This window comes from Corynebacterium uberis (assembly GCF_020616335.1).
GTDB lineage: Bacteria > Actinomycetota > Actinomycetes > Mycobacteriales > Mycobacteriaceae > Corynebacterium > Corynebacterium uberis.
The window spans coordinates 2,322,835-2,343,591 of record NZ_CP085051.1 but is presented as its reverse complement, the minus strand read 5'-3'; the positions used below and the strand labels follow the sequence as shown (position 1 = coordinate 2,343,591).

At 64.3% G+C, this 20,757-nt stretch carries 16 protein-coding genes and 1 tRNA gene; 5 read left to right on the top strand and 12 right to left on the bottom strand.

Annotated features, from left to right (window positions below):
- Nucleotides 1-4: 4 nt before the first annotated feature.
- Entirely contained in the window at nucleotides 5-1,639 is a 1,635-nt protein-coding gene (locus LH390_RS10695) for a VanW family protein (protein ID WP_399524872.1), read from the top strand.
- Nucleotides 1,640-1,663: 24 nt separating this feature from the next.
- Here LH390_RS10695 and LH390_RS10690 read toward each other — a convergent pair whose 3' ends face one another.
- Nucleotides 1,664-1,882, bottom strand: a complete 219-nt coding sequence (locus tag LH390_RS10690; RefSeq protein WP_227281336.1) for a hypothetical protein — start codon at nucleotides 1,880-1,882, stop codon at nucleotides 1,664-1,666.
- A 447-nt stretch (nucleotides 1,883-2,329) separates the two neighbouring features.
- Nucleotides 2,330-2,403: transfer RNA gene (locus LH390_RS10685), tRNA-Gly, on the bottom strand.
- Between the two features lie 77 nt (nucleotides 2,404-2,480).
- Between LH390_RS10685 and dcd the strand changes: the two genes are divergently transcribed.
- Together dcd and LH390_RS10675 are read left to right on the top strand one after the other, a co-directional pair.
- Complete coding sequence (gene dcd, locus LH390_RS10680; protein ID WP_227281337.1) at nucleotides 2,481-3,044, top strand: dCTP deaminase; 564 nt, start codon at nucleotides 2,481-2,483, stop codon at nucleotides 3,042-3,044.
- 53 nt (nucleotides 3,045-3,097) lie between these two features.
- Nucleotides 3,098-4,432, top strand: a complete 1,335-nt coding sequence (locus tag LH390_RS10675; RefSeq protein WP_227281338.1) for a UDP-glucose dehydrogenase family protein — start codon at nucleotides 3,098-3,100, stop codon at nucleotides 4,430-4,432.
- Here LH390_RS10675 and LH390_RS10670 read toward each other — a convergent pair whose 3' ends face one another.
- The 8 genes from LH390_RS10670 to LH390_RS10635 all read right to left on the bottom strand — a co-directional run bounded on the left by LH390_RS10670 (nucleotide 4,433) and on the right by LH390_RS10635 (nucleotide 15,899).
- Nucleotides 4,433-5,554, bottom strand: coding sequence for a glycerophosphodiester phosphodiesterase family protein (locus LH390_RS10670; RefSeq protein WP_227281339.1), 1,122 nt, complete (start codon nucleotides 5,552-5,554; stop codon nucleotides 4,433-4,435).
- 145 nt (nucleotides 5,555-5,699) lie between these two features.
- Nucleotides 5,700-7,103, bottom strand: a complete 1,404-nt coding sequence (locus LH390_RS10665) for a YibE/F family protein (RefSeq protein WP_227281340.1) — start codon at nucleotides 7,101-7,103, stop codon at nucleotides 5,700-5,702.
- Nucleotides 7,104-7,128: 25 nt separating this feature from the next.
- A complete protein-coding gene (locus tag LH390_RS10660; protein ID WP_227282694.1) occupies nucleotides 7,129-8,319 on the bottom strand; it encodes a pyridoxal phosphate-dependent aminotransferase in 1,191 nt (396 codons plus the stop codon).
- A gap of 220 nt (nucleotides 8,320-8,539) precedes the next feature.
- A complete protein-coding gene (locus tag LH390_RS10655) occupies nucleotides 8,540-9,844 on the bottom strand; it encodes a cation:proton antiporter (protein ID WP_227282695.1) in 1,305 nt (434 codons plus the stop codon).
- Nucleotides 9,845-9,944: 100 nt separating this feature from the next.
- Nucleotides 9,945-10,553 carry a DUF1707 SHOCT-like domain-containing protein gene (locus LH390_RS10650; RefSeq protein WP_227281341.1) on the bottom strand — a complete coding sequence of 203 codons (609 nt, stop codon included), beginning with the start codon at nucleotides 10,551-10,553 and terminating at the stop codon, nucleotides 9,945-9,947.
- Between the two features lie 326 nt (nucleotides 10,554-10,879).
- Nucleotides 10,880-14,455 carry a (Fe-S)-binding protein gene (locus tag LH390_RS10645; RefSeq protein WP_227337372.1) on the bottom strand — a complete coding sequence of 1,192 codons (3,576 nt, stop codon included), beginning with the start codon at nucleotides 14,453-14,455 and terminating at the stop codon, nucleotides 10,880-10,882.
- A 107-nt stretch (nucleotides 14,456-14,562) separates the two neighbouring features.
- Nucleotides 14,563-15,228 carry a hypothetical protein gene (locus LH390_RS10640; RefSeq protein ID WP_227337371.1) on the bottom strand — a complete coding sequence of 222 codons (666 nt, stop codon included), beginning with the start codon at nucleotides 15,226-15,228 and terminating at the stop codon, nucleotides 14,563-14,565.
- Nucleotides 15,228-15,899: a flagellar basal body-associated FliL family protein gene (locus tag LH390_RS10635; protein WP_227281344.1), complete on the bottom strand. Its 672-nt coding sequence runs from the start codon at nucleotides 15,897-15,899 to the stop codon at nucleotides 15,228-15,230. The genes LH390_RS10640 and LH390_RS10635 overlap by 1 nt, the downstream gene beginning before the upstream one ends.
- Nucleotides 15,900-16,299: 400 nt before the next feature.
- On the opposite strand from LH390_RS10635, the gene LH390_RS10630 reads away from it, so the two are divergent.
- The gene (locus LH390_RS10630) at nucleotides 16,300-17,247 is read left to right on the top strand and encodes a hypothetical protein (protein WP_227281345.1); all 948 of its coding nucleotides are present in this window, start codon (nucleotides 16,300-16,302) and stop codon (nucleotides 17,245-17,247) included.
- Between the two features lie 432 nt (nucleotides 17,248-17,679).
- Nucleotides 17,680-18,249, top strand: a complete 570-nt coding sequence (locus LH390_RS10625) for a M57 family metalloprotease (protein ID WP_227281346.1) — start codon at nucleotides 17,680-17,682, stop codon at nucleotides 18,247-18,249.
- On the opposite strand, the gene LH390_RS10620 is transcribed toward LH390_RS10625, so the two are convergent.
- Nucleotides 18,246-19,979, bottom strand: coding sequence for an alkaline phosphatase D family protein (locus LH390_RS10620; RefSeq protein WP_227281347.1), 1,734 nt, complete (start codon nucleotides 19,977-19,979; stop codon nucleotides 18,246-18,248). The genes LH390_RS10625 and LH390_RS10620 overlap by 4 nt on opposite strands.
- 132 nt (nucleotides 19,980-20,111) lie before the next feature.
- Complete coding sequence (locus LH390_RS10615; RefSeq protein ID WP_227281348.1) at nucleotides 20,112-20,603, bottom strand: NAD(P)-binding protein; 492 nt, start codon at nucleotides 20,601-20,603, stop codon at nucleotides 20,112-20,114.
- Nucleotides 20,604-20,757: the final 154 nt, after the last annotated feature.

Below are 20,757 nucleotides of genomic sequence, written 5' to 3'. Positions count from 1 at the left end.
GGGCATCATCGCCGGGCTCATCGGGATTACCGCCGTGGGGTATGCCGCAGACTTTCTGATCACCCGCGGAGACGTCCCCCGCGGGGCGACCGTCGGCGGCGTCGCCATCGGCGGCATGTCCCAGGCCGCTGCCGCCGAGACGCTGGAAACAGCCTTTGGGCAGGTGACCTCCCAACCGGTGCAGGTGCACGCCGGCGACATGACGGCTACCTTCGTGCCCGCCGAATCCGGCGTGCGCCCGGACTGGAAGGCCACCGTCGCGGCAGCCGGTTCCCAATCGTTGAACCCGATCACCCGCGTGCAGCGCTTCTTCCACACCTATGAAGTGGACATGGTCTCCACTGCGGACGACAGGCTGTTTACCCCCGCCCTGCGCCGCGTCCACGACGAGTTGACCCGCGAGCCCGTCAACGGCGCGGTGCATTTGGACGCCGGGAAGGTGGTCACCGAGGAGCCGGTCAACGGCCAAAGCGTGGACCGCGATGAGCTGCGCCACGCCGTGACCACGGAATGGCTCATGCCAGAGGGCGTGACCATCAAGGCTGCCGTCAAGGAGCCGGAGATCCGTGCCGCAGCCGTCAAGGCAGCGGCGGAAGGCGATGCTGCCAAGGCTGTGTCCAAGCCGATCATCGCCCACGGGCGCGACCACATCGACGGCGTCATCCCCCCGGAGCGCATGGGCGAGGTGGTCACCTTCGTGCCCGACAAGGACGCGCTGCGCACCGACATCAACGTGGAGGCCGCCCAGGGCATCCTGGCGGAAAACCTCACCCAAACCGAACGCCAGCGCCGCAACGCAGAAATCACCTTCGGCGAACAGCGCGTGATCACCCCGCACGTGGACGGCGTGACCATCAAGTGGGAGGACACCCTCAAGGACCTGCCCGCGCGCATCACCGGCGACAAGGAGCGCGAGTTCGACGTCCTCTATGAGGACACCCCGGCCAGCTTCACCACCGAAATGGCAGAAAAGGCCACCTTCGATGACGTCATCGGGGAGTTCACCACGGAGGGCTTCTCGGAGGCCTCCGGTAAGAACATTGCGCTGACCGCCCAGACGGTCAACGGGGCGATCGTCGCCCCTGGGGATACGTTCTCCCTCAACGGGTTCACCGGTCCCCGCGGGGAGGCCCAGGGCTACGTGAAGTCCGGGATCATCCTCAACGGGCACGCGGATGAGGCCGTCGGCGGCGGCATCTCACAGTTCGCCACCACCCTGTACAACGCCGCCTACTTCGCCGGCATGGAAGACGTGGCCCACACCGCGCACAGCTACTACATCTCCCGCTACCCGGCGGGCCGCGAGGCCACCGTCTACGAGGGCGCGATTGACCTGCAGTTTAAGAATAATTCTGAGTACCCGGTGCGCATCGATACCCAGATGGGCGAAAAATCCGTCACGGTGCGGCTCATGGGAGTCAAGACCGTCAACGTGGAATCCGTCAACGGTGGGCGGTGGGCGCAGACCCAGCCGCAGACCATTGAACTGGGCGGGGACAAGTGCGCCCCCTCGGCGGGCGCCCCCGGGTTTACTACCTCGGACACCCGCATTATTAAGGATCTGTCCGGCCGGGAAATCTCCCGCCAAGAGCAGACCACGGTCTACGACCCGCAGCCCATCGTGCGCTGCAAGAAGTAGACCGCGGTGTGAAGTGAGTGTGGCTTAGGCGCTCTCGCGGGCGGACCGTGCGAGGTCTGCGAGGGCGGCCCCGAAGGCGTCGATAAGCTCAAAAGAACTCGCCTGCGGGTCCACCTCCACCCCCAGGTCGGTGAGCTCGGCGCTCAGCGTGGAGCGCATCTCATCCTCGGGCATCTGGGAGACGGTTTGCAGCAGCGCGAAGCCGCGGGTGACAATCTGGACGTCCGACTCGTTGGAATTCAAAACAGGCCCCTCTTCTCGAACAACGATGCACGTAGTATCTGTTGGTGACACCAAGCTAGCACCGAGTACTGAGGTCGTGGTGCTGCGACACAGGGGGCTAGCTGGCAGGTAGCTGTGGGGCGGCAATGTGGCGATAGGGGCGCGACCGCGGGACACTGTGGCCGCTCTGACGGCGGTGAGCCCGGGGATCGGCAGATGGTTGTGCCAGCCGGGTCGTCGAGCACACGAGGGTCGCCGCGCCACGACCCGGGGGAGTGTTGTGTGGAGTGTTGACCCGCGGGATCGGTAATGAATGAAGGCGTGAGGTCGCCTTGCGGCGGGCACATCGAAGCTGAGGAGAAAACCCCTCACCGCGGCTGCGCAGTGGCCCGGGCTTGCGTCTGTCCGCTCTCCCCCAAAAAAAGAGAGGGAACCTCGTGCTCGTGTTTGAGCACTGGTTCCCATGTGTGGAGCCGATGACGGGAATCGAACCCGCGTATTCAGCTTGGGAAGCTGATGTTCTACCATTGAACTACATCGGCACGCCTATCAGGCACTGCGGGATATCCTAGCACCACCGCCGCCCCGCACGCTAACCGTGCCGGTTAGGATGGACACCGTGCTGCTTTCAGACCACGACATCGCCGCCGCCATCGACTCCGGGGACCTGGGTATTGAGCCCTTCGATCCTGCGCTGATCCAGCCGTCCAGCGTGGACGTGCGCCTGGATCGCTTCTTTCGGGTGTTCAATAACTCGAAGTACACCCACATTGATCCCAAGCAGGAGATGCCGGAGCTGACCAGCCTGGTTGAGGTGGATCCGGACGATTCCTTTGTGCTGCATCCGGGGGAGTTTGTGTTGGCCTCCACGCTGGAGAAGTTCACGCTGCCGGATCATCTTGCGGGCCGGCTGGAGGGCAAGTCTTCGCTGGGCCGGTTGGGGCTGCTCACGCACTCGACGGCGGGGTTCATTGATCCCGGCTTTAGCGGCTACATCACCTTGGAGCTGTCCAACGTGGCTAACCTGCCCATCGTGCTGTATCCGGGCATGAAGGTGGGCCAGTTGGCTATTTTCCAGATGTCTTCGCCGGCTGCTACGCCTTATGGTTCGGATGCGCTGGGGTCGAAGTATCAGGGGCAGCGTGGGCCCACGCCGTCGAAGGCGTATTTGAACTTCCGATAAGGCGTGTCGTGGCGTTCACCGCGTGTTTACCGCGGGGCGCTACAACTGTGGCTATGCAGATCTCAGTCATCGGAACGGGGTACCTGGGGGCTACGCACGCGGCGTGTATGGCGCAGCTGGGCCACGATGTCATCGGGGTGGATGTGGACGCCGCCAAGGTTGCTAGCCTTGCCGCCGGCCGGGTGCCTTTCTTCGAGCCGGGTTTGGAGGAGGTGCTGCGCGAGCAGCTGGCCGCAGGCAGGTTGCGGTTTTCTTGTTTGCTTAGCGACGCCGCCGCCCGCGCCCACATCCATTTCCTTGCGGTGGGCACCCCGCAACAGCAGGGCAGCTTCGCTGCGGATGTGAGCTTTGTCGATGCGGCTATCGACGCCCTGGTCCCGCACCTGGAGGGCCGCCATCTCATCGTGGGCAAGTCCACGGTTCCGGTGGGCACGGCGGCCCGCTTGCAGGCCCGCGTCGATCGCCTGGCCGGGCAGCGTGCTGACGTGGAGGTGGTGTGGAACCCGGAGTTCCTGCGCGAGGGCCACGCGGTGGAGGATACGGTCGCCCCGGATCGCATCGTGGTGGGTGCCCGCGAGGGGGCGGATTGGGCGGTGGACCAGCTGCGCGAGGTCTACGCGCGGCCCATCGCCGCAGGCAGCCCCCTGCTGGTCATGGGCGTGCCCACCGCGGAGCTGGTCAAGGTGTCCGCCAACGCGTTTTTGGCCACCAAGATTTCCTTTATCAACGCCGTGTCTGAGGTCTGCGAGGCCGCAGGTGCGGACGTGACGGACCTGGCGCACGCCATCGGCTTGGATGAGCGCATTGGGCCGAAGTTCCTGGGCGCCGGACTGGGGTTTGGGGGCGGCTGCCTGCCCAAGGACATCCGGGCGTTTATGGCCCGGGCCGGGGAGCTGGGCGTGGACCAGGCGCTCACGTTCTTGCGCGAGGTGGACGCGATCAACCTGCGCCGCCGCGAGCGGGTGGTGGAGCTGACCACGCAGTTGTGCGGCGGCACGCTGGCGGGGGCGCGGGTGTGCGTGCTGGGCGCGGCTTTTAAGCCGAATTCTGATGACGTGCGCGATTCCCCGGCGCTGCACGTGGCTGGCGCCCTGTCGCTGGGTGGGGCGCAGGTGACGGTCTTTGACCCGCAGGCCATGGACAACGCCCGCCGGCTGTTTCCCACCCTGGGCTATGCCCCAGACTTGGAGGCGGCGCTGCGCGGGGCGGAAGTGGTGGTGGTGGCCACCGAGTGGGAGCAGTTCAAGGCCCTGGACCCGCAGGCCACGGGCGCGCTGGTGGCCCGCCGGGACATCGTGGACGCCCGCAATGTGCTCGACCTTGCGGCGTGGCGGGCCGCCGGGTGGCGGGTGCGGGCGTTGGGGAGGGCGGCGTCGCTAAGCGACTAGCTAGTAGCGCACGCCCTCCTGGTCCAGGACCCGCTTGAGGGTGGAGGGGTAGTCGGTGATCAGGCCGTCCACACCCGCCTTGATCTGCTCGCGCATGGTGAACTCATTGTTCACCGTCCAGGGGATGACCTTGAGGTTCTTCTCATGGGCCTGCTTGACAAACGCCGCGGTGGCCACCGGGCGGTAGTCCGGGTCGCCGACGTTGCGCCCATAGGGCTGGGAGTAGCCGGGGGAGAGCACGTCCGCGCCGATCTTGGCCGCCGCCTTGAAGATGTTGCCGCCCACCGCGTCAAAGTCCACGTCGCCCGTCCACGGGGAGTGGGACACCCAGGTCGTCTCATCCCACAGCATGACCAGCGGAATCTCCGGGGCGGCCTCGCGCACCAGCGGCAGGGTTCGCCAATCGAAGGACTGGATGGTGGTGCGCTGCGTGGCGTGGTGCTTGGCCACCACGGGCAGGATGGCGTCCACAAACTCCTGCGGCTCCGCGGAGTCCTTGCGCTTATCGCCCTCCACCTTCGTTTCAATGTTGAAGCGGACCTCCGGGTGGTCGGAGGCCATCTCCAGCACATCATCGAGCTGGAGCATCCGGTTGCCCTTCTCGTGCTTGGCGTTGGGGAAGTCCGCCAGCTTCTTGGAGCAATCCAGGGTTTGCAGCTGCTTCCACGTCAGCTCGTGGACCAGCTTGCCCACGTAGGGGAACTGCGGGTCCTTCGGGCTCGCCGGCTTGGTGTCGGCGCACTTTTCTTCCTTGACCCGCGGGTCATGCCAGACCACGGGCACGCCGTCCTTGGAGATGACAATGTCAAACTCCAGGGTGGTCACCTTCAGGTCCAGCGACTCCCGAAACGCCTGGGCGGACTCCTCGGTCCACTCCCCGCGCCCACCGCGGTGGGCCTGAAGGTCTAAGTAGCGGTGCCCGGAGGTGGCGCTGGTGGGCCCCTCAGAATCATCCGCGCCCCCGGCGCGGGTGCTCGGCGCGGCGCTGGGCGGCTCCGCGGGCTGGGACGAACACGAGGCCAGCAGGCAGCCGGCGAACAGGGCAACACAGGCACCACGAACAGCGCGGGCAGTGCGGCCGGTGTGGCTATGGCCAGTGCGACTATGGAAGGGGCGATCCATGAAGGTCAATCCTCATTTCAACCAGGACAGGCAACAAGCAAACAAAAGGCGAAACACACAGTGCACCCTCTAGGCTATGCGCTGCCGCGCCCGTGCGCTGCCTAAATGGACCAGCAAGCCGGCGCGCCGTGCCCCCCCGTCGCGGCTACTGGTGCCTGTCCTGCCAACTGCCGCGATCGTAGGCGTCAAAACTGCCGGGCTGATCGTCGTAGTAGCTGGCCTGCGGGTCCCACGTGTGTGCGCCGGCCTCCTCGGCGGCCTCGAAGTCATAGTCATCAAAGTCCTCATAGTCACCCGCCTCCGCAGCCTGGGTGTCTACCACCGTGAACGCCGCGATGATGGTGGTCACCGGGACTGCCAGGGTCAGGGCCAGCGCGCCGATGCCCGAGCGCAGCAGCTCCGTGGCCACCACGTCGGAGGACAGCGTCATGCCCAGGGGGCGATCTGCCACGGAGATGAGCAGCAGCAGCGGCAGCGCCGCGCCGGCGTAGGAAAACACCAGCGTGTACACCATGGAGGTGATGTGGTCGCGGCCCACCTTCATCGCCCCTAAGAACAGCCGCCACGGCGTGGCCTGGGGGTCCAATTCGGCCAGCTCATTGATGGTGGAGGCCTGGGAGACCGTCACATCGTTGAGCACGCCGAGGGTGCCGATGATGAACCCGGCGGCCAGCAGGCCCGCCACGGAGACCTCCGGCAGGTACAGCAGCACGTTGAGGTTGTCATCAGAACCCAACCCGCGCACCTGGGTCGAAGACAGCCCAATGCTGGTCAGGCACGCGGCAATGACCAGGGAGGCCAGGGTGCCGCCCAGGGCCGCGGCGGATTTCCAATTGATGCCGTGGACCAGCGGCACCACGATGCACAAGATCAGCGCCCCCGTGGTCACCGTCAGCATGATCGCCGAGCCGCCCTGCGCCAAGGCGGGCAGCAGGAATTCCACGATGATTCCCAACGTCAGGCCCAGGCCCACCATGGCACGCAAACCCCGCCACGCGGCGAAGAACACCAGCGCCAGCGCCAGCAGCACAGCCCACAAGGCCAGGGAGGAACCCCGCTGGTAGTCCGCGAAGGCCATCGTCGGCGCCCCATCATCGCCGTGGGAGACGGCCAGGCGGATCTTGTCGCCTTGCAGCAGGGTCGGCTCCCCAGGCATGTCATAGTTGACCAGCTGGGTGCTCTTGCCCTCATAGTCGCCGGAGGTAATGGTGACCACCGCGCGGCGGCACGGGTTGGGGGAGGTCTGCAACGGGACCACCGGGGAGCCCTCGAAGACGGTGCCGGTGGATGGAGACGTGCAGCCCTGGGCGTCGACAAGCGTGACCTCCCCGTTGACCAGGGGGCGGTTGAGCGGCGAAGAAGTGGAGAACTCTTCGGTGACGTGCGGGCCATCCCCGCTCGGCCACTGCACGATCGCCGCGACCACGGCGATGAGGAAAACAACGGCGATGGACCCCAACAAGCCCATGCGTGCCCAGTGGACATGCGCGGACGTGGTGGGTTGGGTGGCGCGGGGCGGGTGTGATCCGGGCAGGGAATGGCGGGCCATGGTGGTCGGCGCTCCTAGATAGGGGTTATTGCTTATAGGAGGCTAGGAAGTTGCCCAGCCTGTCGATTGCCGCCTCCAACTGCGAAGCCCACGGCAGGGTCACCACGCGGAAGTGATCCGGATGCGGCCAATTGAAACCGGTGCCATGAACCATGAGGATCTTCTCCGCGCGCAACAGATCCAACATGAATTTGGCGTCATCATGAATCTCATGAACATTGGGATCCAGGTGCGGGAACGCATAGAGCGCGCCCATCGGCTTGACGCACGACACACCGGGAATCTCATTGAGCTTCTCCCACGCAATGGTGCGCTGCCGATACAGCCGCCCCTGATGCGCGGTGAGATCAAAGATAGACTGCCTTCCGCCCAATGCCACCTGGATGGCGTGCTGGGCGGGAACATTCGGGCATAAGCGCGTACCTGCAAGCAATTCCAGGCCTTCAATCAGGCCCCGCGCATGATCCTTCGGGCCGGTAAGAATCATCCACCCGGCCCGATATCCGGCGACCCGATACGCCTTGGACAGGCCGTTAAACGTAATGGTCAGCAGGTCGGGTGCCAGTTCGGCGATGGAAATGTGCTGGGCGTCGTCGTAGAGGATCCGGTCATAGATCTCATCTGCCAGAATCAGCAGTTCGTGCTCCCGGGCGAGGTCCACAATGCCCTGCAATGTCTCCCGCGAATACACCGCCCCGGTGGGGTTATTGGGGTTAATAATGACAATGCCTTTGGTTTTGTCCGTGATCTTGGAGGCAATGTCTTCCAGGGAGGGATTCCAGTCATCGTCCTCGTCGCACAGGTAGTGCACCGGGGTGGCGCCGGCCAATGAGGTGGCCGCTGTCCATAGCGGATAGTCCGGCATGGGGATAAGTAACTCGTCGCCGTCATTGAGCAGCGCCTGGGTGGTCATGGAGATGAGCTCGGAAACGCCGTTTCCTAAGAACACATCATCCACGTCAAAGGGCGGGAAACCGTCGATGACCTCATAGCGGGTGACAATGGCACGCCGGGCGGACATGATTCCTTTTGATGTGGAATAGCCCTGGGCGGTGGGCAGCGCGGCGATCATGTCACGCATGATCACATCCGGTGCGTCGAAGCCGAACACGGCGGGGTTTCCGGTGTTGAGCTTGAGGATGTGGTGGCCGTCGAGCTCCATGCGCTCCGCCTCGGCGGAGATGGGCCCGCGAATGTCATAGGAGACGTTTTTCATCTTCTCTGACTGGTCAAAGGTGCGGCGCGGGCGGCGGCGCGGCCGGGGGGCGGCGGCGCTCGGCGGTTCGGAGGGTGCCGGGAAGGCGGGCGGTTCGGTCTGTGGGGTCTGGTCAGTCATGGCCTCTATGTTGCCACTTTGGGGGCGAGGTCACCCCACGATGGCTAATTGAAAACGGTAGTCATTAAACGTTGAAGGTAGCAGACCGCTCCGCCGCGCCTCATATCACCCGCGGTCGCCGCTTCTGCGCGCCCGCCTGACCATCCCGCTTTGCGACGCCCCCCGCCGCACCCTGGGCGCCATCCTGCGGGTCCCCCTGCGGCTGGTCTTGAGCGTGGGCTGCCTGGCCCTGGGCCTGGTCGGCCGTGCCCGCCTCGCCGGACTGGCTGGGCGGATTAGGCAGCAGCGACGCCGCCAGCGGGAAGACCAACACCGTCAGCGCGCCACCCGCGACGAGCAGCGACGCCGTCTTCTCGCTCAGCAGGTTCGACTCCGTGGCCACGGAGGTTACCGCCACAATGATCGGCAGGCCGGTGGCGGAATACAGCCCCAGCTGGATCCGCTCCGACCAGGTGGTTAGCCCCGAACCGGCCTTGCTGGACAGCTCCCGGAGGAACACCGGCAAACCGCGGGTGAGCAGAATCAGCGGCAGCATCCACGCCAGAAGGGCCGGATTCTCGCGCACAACATCCAGGTTGACCTTCATTCCGGAGGTGACAAAGAACACCGGAATAAACACACCGTAGCCCACGATATTGAGCCCAAATTCAAACATCTCGCGCAGGTCTTCCGGCACGAGTGCACGGGCGATGAACCCGGCAGCAAATGCGCCGAGCACCACGTCCAATTCAAAGACCGCCGCCACCGCCATGAGCGTGCCCAGCACCAGGGTGACCAGGCGAATAACGGACTGGTTGGTGGCCCCGGCGTTTTCCTGCATGGCCCGCTTGGTCCAGGGCAGCAGGAAAGACACCGCCTTTGGCGTCAACGCGATGCCCAGCGCGATGGCGTAGAACAGCACGAGGATGACCAGCGATGCCCACGTGGAGCGCGCGCTGAGCAGCAGCGCGATGGCGAGCACGGGACCCAGCTCGCCGATGGCACCGTGGACCATGACGGCGTCGCCAAGCTTGGTACCAATGAGCCCGCGCTGCTTGAGAATGGGCATGAGGGTGCCCAGGGCCGTCGACGTCACCGCGATGGCCAGGACGGTGGACGTTCCGGGGTCGTCGAAACCGGTGATCACCCACGCGCCAAGGAAACTGGCGGCCAGGCAGCACAGCCAGGTGACCCAGCCGCGGCGGCCCTGCCTACTGCGCAAATCGGAAGGGTTAATCTCAAACCCCGCGAGCAGGAACAAAAAGCCCAAACCGAGCTCGGACAGCATATGGATGCTGGGGCCGTTGTCCGCCAATTCCCACCCGGTGGGGCCGATGGCCATGCCGCCGATGAGCAGGAACACCACGGCAGGCACCCGGTTGAATGTGAGGTGAGACAGCAGCGGCGCGAGCACAGCAACGGCCATAATCCAGGCGAACCAGACAAGCGAATCGGAGTTGACGCCCTCTTCGGCCAGGGTGGTCACGATGTCATTAGTCACCGTGCTAGTTTATCGACGCGCCGATTTACTTGCCCCGCCGGTCCAGCAATTCCTGGGTGTAGCCGTACAGCCGATTAGTCAATTCGTTGCGGATTTCCTTGCGCTGGGCGCGATCACGCTCAAGACGCAGATTCGTCTCCGCGCGAATGCGGCGCGCCTGCTCGCGCCGAATTGCCGATTCGCTGGGTGCATGCCACTGCGCAGGCCCAATCTTTGCAACATAAAGAATGACCCACAGCGCCGGAATAATGAGCAAAACCAGCGGCTGGTTGCTAGCAATCATCGCCCCCAGCGCCCCAATCGACGTCAGCAGCATCAGCGCCAGCCGCGGGTGCGATCCGCGCTGCCGGGCCTGCGTAATCTCCTCCGCCGTATACAGCCGACTCACCGCCGAAGAAGCGGTGGCCACCCGGCGCCAATCTTCCGGCAGGTCCACAAAATGCTTCTCGACGTCCCCGCGGGTGCGCGCCTGCGCAATCTTCTGGCATCGGGAATCATATTCATCGATGGTCAGCCGCCCCTGCGAAAACGCGTGCCCCAGGGCGCTCATGGCGTTGGCGCGTTCGGCATCGCTCAGCAGGATGCCAACATCGTGCGCTGGCTGCGGGCGAGAGGCAAAAGCAGGGCGGTCCATGCGCCCCATGCTAATGATCCCGCGCCCGCCGCGACAGTAATGTACGCACTCCGCGACGGTGGGGGTGGCGATGTCGTAACCTGCCGCGTCAAGTAATTTCTGACCTGCGGAAACGCAGCGCCGAAAAAATCGATGCAGACATCGGACAACCTGGTGTCTGCGGTGCCGTGCGTTACGTGGCGCGCGGTGCTCCGGGGCGGCGTCGATATGCGGCACAGCCGGTGCGCGGTCGGCTGGTATTCGAACATGTCGTAACCTGCCGCGGAAACTAAATTCTGACCTGCGGAAATGCTGCGCCGAAAAAATCGATGCAGACATTGCGACTGTCAGGCGGGCGGCATCGGCGGTTTCGGTACGGCGTTGCCTGGTTTTGGTACGGCGTTGCCTGGTTTTGGTACGGCGCTGCCTGGTTTAGGAACAGCGCTGCCAGGCGTCGGTACGGCGCTGCCAGGCGTCGGTACGGCGCTGCCTGGTTTTGGTACAGCACCGCCTGGCGTTGGCACCGCACTACCAGGCGTCGGTACCGCATTGCCGGGTGTTGGCACCGCGTTGCCGGGTGTTGGTACAGCTCCGCCTGGTTTGGGAACGGCGTTGCCGGGTGTCGGTACTGCGCTGCCTGGTGTTGGTACAGCGCTGCCTGGTTTAGGAACAGCGCTGCCAGGCGTCGGTACGGCGCTGCCTGGTTTAGGAACAGCGCTGCCAGGCGTCGGTACGGCGCTGCCAGGCGTCGGTACCGCATTGCCGGGTGTTGGCACCGCGTTGCCGGGTGTTGGTACAGCTCCGCCTGGTTTGGGAACGGCGTTGCCGGGTGTCGGTACTGCGCTGCCTGGTGTTGGTACAGCGCTGCCTGGTTTAGGAACAGCGCTGCCAGGCGTCGGTACGGCGCTGCCAGGCGTCGGTACGGCGCTGCCTGGTTTTGGTACAGCACCGCCTGGCGTTGGCACCGCACTACCAGGCGTCGGTACCGCATTGCCGGGTGTTGGCACCGCGTTGCCGGGTGTTGGTACAGCTCCGCCTGGTTTGGGAACGGCGTTGCCGGGTGTCGGTACTGCGCTGCCGGGTGTTGGTACAGCGCTGCCGGGTGTTGGTACGGCACCGCCAGGTGTTGGTACGGCACCGCCAGGTTTGGGAACGGCGTTGCCTGGTGTCGGTACTGCGCTGCCGGGTGTTGGTACAGCGCTGCCGGGTGTTGGTACAGCGCTGCCGGGTGTTGGTACAGCGCTGCCAGGTGTTGGTACGGCACTGCCAGGTGTTGGTACGGCACCGCCAGGTGTTGGTACGGCACCGCCAGGTTTGGGAACGGCACCGCCAGGCTTGGGAACAGCGTTGCCGGGCGTCGGCACCGCACTACCGGGTGTCGGCACAGCACCGCCAGGCTTGGGAACAGCGTTGCCGGGCGTCGGCACAGCACCACCGGGTGTCGGCACAGCACCACCGGGTGTCGGCACAGCACCACCGGGTGTCGGCACAGCACCACCGGGTGTCGGCACTGCGCCACCGGGTGTCGGTACAGCCCCGCCGGGTGTCGGCACAGCCCCGCCGGGTGTCGGCACAGCCCCGCCAGGCGTCGGCACTGCACCGCCGGGTGCGGGGGCGGCTTCGGCATCCCGCGTAGCTTGGCCGGCGTTTCCGGAGTCGGGGGTTGTCGGCTCGTCGCGGGGTGGCGTGGTTGGGCTGGTGTTGGCGGTGTGCGTGGCGGGGCGGATGGGCAGCTCGAGGAAGGTTTTAGTGCGGGGTGTGGGAAGAGCGCCGTCGATAAGTATGGAGTCGCGCAGCATGGTGGCGACGTCGCGGACAGCGGGGCGCTGTGCGGGGGTGTCGGTGAGGTTTTTGATGCCGCCTGTCATCATTGTGTTGCAGAAGGGGCAGCCCACGGCGACGGTGGTGGCGCCGGTGTCGAGGGCTTGTTGGCTGCGGAATTCGTTGATCCGCTGGCCGGTTTTTTCTTCCATGAACATGCGTGCCCCGCCGGCGCCGCAACAGAAGGCCTCATTTTTGGTGCGATCCATTTCGATGAGGTCGATGCCGGTGGCGCCGAGCAATTCTCGTGGCGGGTCGAAGATTTTGTTGTGGCGGCCGAGGAAGCAGGGGTCGTGGTAGGTGACGGGTTGGCGGTTTTCCGGGCCACGCGGCACGGGGGTGAGGAGGCCTTCGCGCACGAGCCGGTTGAGAAGTTGGGTGTGGTGGAAGACGTCAAAGTGGCCGTCAAAATCGGGGTATTCGTTGCGCAGGGTATTAAAGCAGTGGGGGCAGGTGGTAATGATTTTGCGTTGCCCTTGGGGAACGCCTTCGAAAACCCCGTCGAGCGTTTCGATGTTTTGCGCGGCGAGCATTTGGAAAAGGAATTCGTTGCCCGCGCGCCGGGCGGGATCGCCGGTACAGGTTTCGCCTTTGGAAAGGACGGCGAATTTCACGCCCGCTGTGTGGAGTAGTTCCACTACGGCGCGGGTGGTGGCGCGCCCGGCGTCGTCGAAAGCGCCGGCGCAGCCGACCCAGAAGAGATATTCGGTGTCGGTGAAGTCGGTGATGTCTTCGCCGAAGACGGGCACCTCAATGCCGTCGCGGCGGGCCTCCTCGATCCAGGTGGCGCGCTCGGCCGAGTTTCGGCCCCAGGGGTTGCCTTTGACCTCCAGGTTTTTAAACAGGCCGCCGAGTTCGGTGGGGAATTGTGATGCGGACAGGACCTCGAAGCGGCGGAGGTTGGCCACGTGGTCGATGTGTTCGATGTCCACGGGGCATTGGTCTACGCAGGCCCCGCAGTTGGTGCAGGCCCACAGCACGTCCGGCTCAATGGCCTTGCCGGCGCCGACGAGCCCCAGGACGTCCACGCCGGCCTCGCTGGTGTCGGCGGCGAAGAGTGCGGGGTCGCGCAGGTAGCGCTCGTTGTCGAGGGCGACGTCGCGAAGCGACGTCATCAGCAGCTTCGGCGACAGCGGCTTGCCCGTGTTCCACGCGGGGCACAGCTCCTGGCAGCGGCCGCACTCCGTGCAGGTCACGGAGTCGAGCAGCATCTTCCAGGGCGCATCCGTTAGCGTGCCGACGCCCAGAGTGTCACTGTCTGCAACCGTCTCCAGCGTCAGCGCGTCCCCCGCCGCGTTGCGCATGGGAGGCAGCGGGCCCAGGGACTTCTGCCCCCGGTCAGAGCGCTTGAGCGTGATGGTAAAAAATGCGAGGAAGCGGTGCCAGGCCACCCCCCAATTGAGGTTGTGGCCCACCATAATCAGGAAGACCATGCCCACCAGCAGCTTGAGCAACGCGAAGCAACTGACCAGGGTGGGGCTGGCGGGAAGCAGGCGGGCCAGCTGCATGCTCACCGGATCGGTCCAGGGGCTGCCGTGGCCAAAAGTAGCGATCTTTGAGGCCTTGACCAGCAGCATCCCGGCGCCCTCAGTAAACACGATGGCCTCAATGATCCGGGCCGCGGTGGCGTTCGACCCGGAGAAACGGCTCGAGCGCTGGCGGTGACCTGCGCGCAGCCGCACCACGATGAGCAGGCAAATACCCACCACGGTGACCACGGCCAGGATCTCCTCGGCCAGATGATAAGCGCCCAGCTGAGAGACCCAGGGCCAGCCGCCCGCAGGGTTGAAGGTTTGGATGTAGGCCTCAAACCAGACGATCGAGCCGAAAAGGAAACCCACCATCACACACCAGTGCGCAATAGCCACGGCGGGTTTGGCAAACATGCCAGTGTGGCCAAAGACCTCCAGGAGCATCAGCGCCACACGCCGGACAGGATGTGTGAAGCGCCCAGGACTGGCGGCACCGGAGGAGATCAGCCGCCAGATGCGCCACGCGCCACGCGCAAACAGCGCCCAGGCGGGCAGGGACAGCACCACGCCCAGGAAGCCCAGCACCAGCGTCGTGGTGGTGGGCAAGTCGGGCAGAGCTTCTGGGTGCATGGCGCCTAAAACGGGGATCGTCTGGATGTTTTCTCCCCTACTCTAAAGCGTTGCCACGGTGCCGCTAAACCAAGGCGGACTTCAGGTATGGCCAGGTTAGTAGGGGCTTAGCGCCACATTTCTGGGTGGTCAAGGGCAAAATACGCAAGCAAGATGCGCCGGGAGACCGTGCTTCCCTGGGGAGAATGAAATTCCGCCTGCCCCAATTTGGCCAGCTGGTTGCTCAGGTAATCGATTTTCCCGTTGGTCTTCTTTATGGTCCACCCCAACTCTGTGGCAAGTGCGCGCACGTCCGGAACGCGCGCGAGGCCAGCCGCCGGGCGCTCAAGCAGGGGCCGCACGAGGGCGCGCAGCATCAGGCGTTGGTCCTCATTAGGGGTGTAGCAGGCAGCATCAGGGGCGGGTGCCGGGGAGGTCACCGCCGGCGTATCCACGGGGGCAGTGAGGAGATGAAACTCCCCCTCGCCGTCTGTGGTGCGGAACGCGCAACAGGATTTGCCGGGAAGAACGTGGCACGTCGCGCCGTGCGGCAGGTAGATCCGCGTGTGGGTGTGAGCGTCGATGCTCTGGAACGCCACGCTGGAATGCGCGCTGGCATTGGAGATCAGCCAGGCGCCTGACTGCCGCCAGACGTAGAGGTGAAGATCACCCTGTTCGGCCCTGCCGGTGCCAACGGGGAACTGTCCGTGGGGACCGATCGATGTGCCCGCAGGGTTGGCGTGCTGACGGTGGCCCAGGAGGTCGTCGATAAGCAAAGTGTTCGCGGGGGGCATCAGCAGGGAGAAGAATAAGAGCTGTCGTTGTTGAGGAGTCGGGCGTTGAGCTCGCCGGGGACCTCGGCGGCGCAGAGTGCTGCAATATCGTGGCCGTAGTCGATGACGGCGGCGTAGACCGGGGAACCATTGTGGCGGGCCCGCAAAGAGGGGCACGTGCCCGGCGCAAGGATTTCCACGCCGGGATATTGGGACCGAGTCTGAGCAACCTCTTCGTTGAAGGTGGGGCTGTCGCCGTAGATGGAATTGACAATGAGCACGCCGCGGCCATCGCACACGGAGGTTGTGGAGTAGTCCCGCGGGTTGCTGTCCGCGTCGCCGCGCTGGTAGCGCTCGGGGTGCTCACTGTCCGGGCGCTGCGCGGTGACAGTGACAGTCTGCGTGGCAGTCTGGGTGGCGGTCTGTGGGGCAGTCTGTGGGGCGGGGATGTACTCAGTGAACTCCTCGCTGGTGGGCTCTGCGCTGGTAGCAGTGCTCTCATCCGCGTTATAGGTGGTGTAGAAAAAGTAGCCGCCACCGGCGACGAGGGCGAGGACCACAAGCGTGATGAGTATGCCCTTGACGTTGCTGCCTTTTGTTGTCTCCTCAAAATCAAATGAGTCTTCTTGCGGAACAATACCTTCTGTGTGATGAGACTTCTGTTCCGGGATATCACTCCAGAAATCGCTCACTGTCTTCTCCTTAGAAGGTAGTACGGCTTCAGTACTGCACAGATCTATATACGGATCCTGTTGAATAACCCCGCCCAGTTTCGGAGACCACCCGAGCGCGTTAGGTAGACCATTTGGAACATGTACCGGGCGACCCTCCTTGGGGTCCTGTAGCACGCACGGTGGCGGCGGCACGGTTCGCTTACTAACGACGCCCACGTCAACGCCGTTGCCAAACCCTGTCGGGTACGCCTGGTGTCGCGCCATGGGACCGCGGAAGGGGTCTAGCTCCAAACTCTGCCAAAGTGGGCGCTGACAGCTCTAATGTTTAGGGAGCATTCCCCACTTTTTCAGGTGGGTCCCAGCCTCCTAGGTAATGTTGAGCCCGTTTCCAGCTCGGGCTACCTATTAGGAGGTTATTATGTCTGGTAATAACATTCACCTAACGCCAGGTGAGAAAGGCTTGTACCGCCGGTCATTTCGGCCCAACCTCATCCTTTTTTGGCTCCGTACCACCATTCTGGTCACCAATAAAAGGATTGCGGTCAAGTATCCCAATACTATCTTGGGAGTAATTCCGCTGGGGTTTGAAGACCGCAGCATGCCCATCGGATCGGTCGCCGGATTGGATACGTCACTACGGGTGAAAGCTGGTCAAGTTATAGCCGGCTTTTTTGTGGCGGTGCTCGGTGTAGTGTTAATGGGCCAGGGCGGCTCAGCCATTTTTTATGGGTTGGTCCTCTTATTAATTGGTGTACTTGTTCTACTTTCCGGTATTACGTCCTCCCTTTCGGTTATGAACAACGGAGGCGGCACTGTAGAGACGACGGTCTCTATAGCTGAGAGGGCGGGACTGGATAGCTTCCGTAACCGTGCCACTGAGATCATCTTTTCCGCGTCCGCCGGGGGCGAATCCTGGGAGTCGCAGTACGCAGACAATACGGATGAATTCCAAAATTTGAACACGGAGAAGACTGATCCGTGGAATTGGGCCACGCCGTCGATGCAGCACTATAACTTGTACAAGGAAATAGGCCTTGACAGTGCAAAGTCGACGGAAGAACTGGCAAAGAACATTGAAGCCCTAGCGTCCATCATTGATTCTTCCGACGAGAAGCGCGTTCGGGACCTTGACCTTGGCCGTGCGATTTTGGCGAATCCGGGCCGGCGTCGTTTGTACGATCTTCGTATCAATGATCCCGAGAGCGACACCGTGACGATCGATCGTCTGAAGTCCCTGGCGACCATGCAGGTTCCACAACCTCAATCGCTGCCGCAGTCGAAGCCGCAGCCCCAGTCCCAGCCGCAACCGCAAGCCCCGCGTCAGGATGATTGGGGCCAGGGCGGTTCTGGGCAGGCTTCGTTCTAGGAGTCGGCTTTTCCCGTAGCTGAAGCGGTGGGGCCTCTTTAGGGGGATACCGTGCCGTGAAACATCCCCGAAGGGCAATGGGCCCCTCGGGGATTGTTTTCTGCCATGCCCGCCGTGTTGAGGGGTCGGTCTGGCGGTGGCGGTAGGGGGCTGCCCACTGCGGTGGGCACATGTCATACCAAAGGGGGAAATGGCATACATGCAGTGTGGCTGCTGCATAAATCGGGGCAATGAGGTGCATAAAACGCAAACGCTAAGGCCTAGTAAAAACCGGACCAATAAAGAAACGCCGGAAAAGGTCTTTACCAACACGAAAGCAATTGATACCGTAAAGGCGTCCCCAGAAAAATAGATGCGCTAAAACCAACGCACAGTGCACTAGGATTTTCATGCGGGCTTTGGCGCATTGACTGACCCCGAAGGGAGTCAATTGTGAAAAAGCTGACAGCCATGGTGGCCGCCTTGGGTGCGGCCTGCGTGGTCATGACGGCGCCGGCAGTCGCCTCCGTAGATCCCAATACTCGACAATGCAACGCGGCGTGGGCTGCCGTGAAGGCGGGAAAGCCCATTCCGGAGATTGCCCCGTTCCGCACAAAGACGCCGATTGTGCTGAAGAATGACGGCACCCTCAAGGTCTATTCTGAGACCTCGGCACAAGAGGGTCTTAATCTGGCCATAAAGAATTGGTCGGAGGCCTCTGGCGGTGCCATCAAGATTGTTCAGGTCAGTGCGCCTGGCCCGGATGTGGTGCACATCTATGACGCACGAAAGGGCTATTTCGGTGAGTATGAGGGCAATCCGCCGCGGATCATGCTCAAGCAGGGGCTCAAGGACATCAGGCTTGATCAGCAGGCGTTTGTCATTGGCCACGAGCTAGGCCACGCCCTTGGGCTTGCGCATTCCTGCCCGAACACGATCATGCTGGCTGGCGGGGTGTTTAAGCCGCGCTCGATTGTGCCCACCATCCTTGACGTGCAGGCTGTGCGTCAGGGCAAGTTCTAGCTGATTCTTTCGGCCCCGGGCTGGCCGGCGCGGGTGATGAACTCCGCGGCCACGGCCAGCTGTGGGGTGCGGTCGAGGACGTGTGCGCTCAAATGCCAGCGGGCGCGCACGTCCGCGGGGGTCACGGTGATGTCTAGGTAGCCGTGGTGTTCGAGGTCGATCCACGCGAACCATGGGTCGATGCTGCATAGTGCCTGTTCGGCCGTGCGCAGCGCGGCTCGGGCGATGTCTGCTTGTTCGGGGGTGCGCGCGAGGGATTCGAAGGCGCTGGGGGCGCTTATCGACGGCGCGACGAATTCCGTGGCCACCGCCGTGTGCTGCCCGTTGCGGTAGTCCGGTACCCGGCGGGGAATATCGTTGGCCCAGGAGGAGTGGATATCGCCGGTGAGGAAGACGACGTTTCTAAGATCAGCTTGTGCGATCGTCTCGATGATGCGTTGGCGTTCTGCCATGTAGCCGTCCCACTGGTCGAGGTTGAGGGGAAAGCCTTGCTCGGGCAAGCCCAGCTTGTCCACCAGCCAGGCGCGCAGCGCCGGGTCGAGGAATTCGGTTCCGGTGGGCAGCGTCATGGGGGCGAACATGACCTCGTTGGCGATGAGCTGCCAGGTGGCGGTGGAGGAGGTCAGCTCCTGGGTGAACCATTCGAATTGGGGGTGGCCCATCATTGTGCGATTGGGGTCGGCGGCGTTGCGGGCGAAGTCCGGATCCGTGCGCTGCCAGTTGTTTTTGCCGTATTGCAGCAGTTGTTCGTCGCGGTAGGAGCGCAAGTCCGGCACGATGATGTCTGCCAGGGCTCCCCAGCGCACGGTGCGGTGCAGGCGGCCGGGTTCGGTGGGGGTGCGGCGCACGGGCATCCATTCCAGGTAGGCCTGGGTTGCGGCGGCGCGCAGGGCGGCGACGTCGTCGTCGGGTTCGAGCGAGTTGCCGCCGAGGCCCGCGCGCCAGATGTTGTCGCCGAATTCGTGGTCGTCCCAGATGCAGATCATGGGCAGCCGGGCGTGCAGGTCCGCTAGGTCTGGGTCGCGGTGGTAGCAGCCCTGGCGGATGCGGTAGTCGCTGAGGCCCACGGTGCGGTGCGGGGGTTCGACGACGCGGACCTGGGTATCAAAAAGCCCGTTGTAGCCGCCGGTGGGGTACTCGTAGGTGTAGTCGCCGAGGTGGATGACGGCGTCGAGGTCGTCGCGGTCGGCCATGTGCCGGTAGCCCAGGAAGTGGCCGGACTCGAAGTTGGAGTAGCTGCACACCCCGAAGCGGGCCTGGTCGACGGGGGTGTTTGCTGCGGGGGCGGTGCGGGTGCGGCCGATCCGCGATGTCGCCCCGGCCAGCGGGCCGGCGGTGATGCGGAAGCGGTACCAGTAGGTGGTGGCGGGGGTGAGCCCGGGGGCGTCGATAGTCACGCAGTGGTCGCTGTGGGGATCGGTGGTGACGGTGCCGCTGCCGGCCAGGTGCGAAAAGTCGGGGTCGGAGGCCAGCTCCCAGGCCACCTCGGTCGGCGCCCCGAGCTCGGAGCCGGGGGTCGCGGTGGGCTCCGGGGTCACGCGGGTCCACAGGATCACGGCGTCGGGAAGCGGATCGCCGGAGGCGACCCCGTGGGCGAAGGGCTCCCAAGCGGTGGAGGCGGCGTGGCCGGTGTTCGCGGAGGCGGGCACCCGGGGGCCCAACGCGGCGGCAGAGGCCAGGGAGGCGCCCAGGAGAAAGTGGCGGCGGGGGATGGGGGCAGGCACGGCCATGGCGGGATAACACCTGAGGTTTCATCGAGTGTGTCAACGGGGGTTCCCGTCACACGCTAAGGCCTGCTCAGCGCGCCCGCCGGGTTGTTGGTCGAGGTTTCACTGGCCCGCAATCTGCCGGCTACCAGCGGTTTAGATGCACACCGGAACCTCCAGGGCGTGGGCGACCGTGGCCTCCCAGTCGCCCAGGGTGGCGTGCGTGCGCAGCGGGCGGACGTGGCGGGAGTGCCACGTGGTCACCGGAATGTCCTTGGTGTGGATGAGTGCGGCGGCCTCGTGGGAGGCGCGCGGATGGGTGGGGGTGAGCGTGCCGGCGGCGATGGCGGCGAGCACCGCGCTCGCGCTGCCCCAGGTGGGGGAGGCGGGGTGGACGACGGCGTCGTAAAGCTCCTCCAGCTCCTGCGCGTGCAGCCCGCGGCCCGCGGGTGCGTCGTGCACGATGGCGATGTTGCCAAAAAGGCGCAGCCGGGCGGCGCTGGTGCTGGCGTAGCGGATCAGCCCGGTGGGGCAGGGGTGGTGATCGAAGAGGTCAACGCACATGCAGTGGGAGGAGCGGAGAAGCTGATCTGCGGTGTAGATGCCGGCGGGGCCGGCGCCGATGACGGCGACGTGGAAGGCGGTCACGGCACGCTCCTTTCGGGATGTCCTGCATGAGTAGACTGACTGGTCTGCCATGCTAGCACCCTCACCTAGGGGTGTGCATGTTTTTATTCACCACGGCCGCGCTGGGGATTTTTATTCACTACCCGACGGTTGCCTAAATAGCCTGTTCGCACGC

What these genes read in the sequence shown, in the direction of transcription:
- LH390_RS10620 (WP_227281347.1), bottom strand. Translation starts at nt 19,979, where the DNA reads ATGGCCGTGCCTGCCCCCATCCCCCGCCGCCACTTTCTCCTGGGCGCC.
- LH390_RS10630 (WP_227281345.1), top strand. Translation starts at nt 16,300, where the DNA reads ATGTCTGGTAATAACATTCACCTAACGCCAGGTGAGAAAGGCTTGTAC.
- LH390_RS10655 (WP_227282695.1), bottom strand. Translation starts at nt 9,844, where the DNA reads ATGGCCGTTGCTGTGCTCGCGCCGCTGCTGTCTCACCTCACATTCAAC.
- LH390_RS10675 (WP_227281338.1), top strand. Translation starts at nt 3,098, where the DNA reads ATGCAGATCTCAGTCATCGGAACGGGGTACCTGGGGGCTACGCACGCG.
- LH390_RS10665 (WP_227281340.1), bottom strand. Translation starts at nt 7,103, where the DNA reads ATGGCCCGCCATTCCCTGCCCGGATCACACCCGCCCCGCGCCACCCAA.
- LH390_RS10640 (WP_227337371.1), bottom strand. Translation starts at nt 15,228, where the DNA reads ATGCCCCCCGCGAACACTTTGCTTATCGACGACCTCCTGGGCCACCGT.
- LH390_RS10670 (WP_227281339.1), bottom strand. Translation starts at nt 5,554, where the DNA reads ATGGATCGCCCCTTCCATAGTCGCACTGGCCATAGCCACACCGGCCGC.
- LH390_RS10660 (WP_227282694.1), bottom strand. Translation starts at nt 8,319, where the DNA reads ATGAAAAACGTCTCCTATGACATTCGCGGGCCCATCTCCGCCGAGGCG.
- LH390_RS10650 (WP_227281341.1), bottom strand. Translation starts at nt 10,553, where the DNA reads ATGGACCGCCCTGCTTTTGCCTCTCGCCCGCAGCCAGCGCACGATGTT.
- LH390_RS10645 (WP_227337372.1), bottom strand. Translation starts at nt 14,455, where the DNA reads ATGCACCCAGAAGCTCTGCCCGACTTGCCCACCACCACGACGCTGGTG.